The following is a 942-nucleotide window of genomic DNA, read 5'->3' as shown; positions in this document are numbered from 1 at the left end:
ATATTAACAATTGATAAAATAGACTATCTGACGAATCGGAACGTAATGTCACTAATCAAAGATGAATACTCTACCATGATGAAGTTTCCGAAATTACTTCGCGAAGCGCGTAAGAAATTGAAGTTAACGCAAAAGGATTTTGCAGCATACATCAATCACTTAGATGATGAATTCAGCTCTGTAGATGTCGTAACGATAAATCGATGGGAAAATAGCAAAGTAAAGCCAAGTAACTACAAAGCCCTAAAGCTATTGGACTGCCTTGGTCTAGACTTGTATACAACGTTGAAGTCCTTTGATTCCGAAGATAACGAAGACACTGCACTACTTGAAGGTTTCCTGAGTGAACGGTTTTTTTCATTTCAAAGCCGAATATCATCTATCACTAAAGGGGATATTGAAGAAGGCTGCAACTGTAAGATCATGCCATTGATGACAGATCAGAATGACAAAACAGTAATAGATAGAATAAAGCTGATTTCGCAATATACAAAGGTGGACTCTTCACCTCTTGAGACTATCGATCTGTTTCTCTATTACAGTGAAAAAAAGGCCCATGGAAGAAAATTGGTCGACGTTAATGGCGATATTGTTAGTCATAGCTTAGGCTTTTTCTTCAACGAAGAGGTATTCGAGCAATATAAAAATAAGCGTCTACATCTTAAGCAAGCCTGCTCTTTGGATTCTAATCATAACTTAAATTACATTGTGGTTAGCGGTCACTCTGAGAAGCGCGAACAGTCTATTGCGAACCTGATTTCCGATATGAAGCTTCTTGCAAGAAATACGAAGATCAAGAAATTCTCTATGATGGTCAAAAACCCAAATGCATTGGATCTAATGAAAACACTCGGATTTGAAATCTATAAATTCTCAGAGCCAACAGAAGAAGCCTCTAACATTAGGTTTAAAAATAAATCATACGCATACTGTATTCTAACG

General features: G+C 36.8%; 1 protein-coding gene. It reads left to right on the top strand.

Annotated features, from left to right (window positions below; all coding sequences use genetic code 11):
* Positions 1 to 45: 45 nt before the first annotated feature.
* Positions 46 to 942, top strand: an 897-nt coding sequence (locus BCT81_RS04785; RefSeq protein WP_241908160.1) for a helix-turn-helix transcriptional regulator, incomplete at its 3' end; no start/stop codon positions are given.

Origin of the sequence: Vibrio sp. 10N.261.52.A1 (genome assembly GCF_002876325.1) — a bacterium.
Lineage (GTDB): Bacteria > Pseudomonadota > Gammaproteobacteria > Enterobacterales > Vibrionaceae > Vibrio > Vibrio chagasii.
Note: the sequence above shows the minus strand (reverse complement) of the source record. Positions and strands in the feature narration are given on the sequence as shown.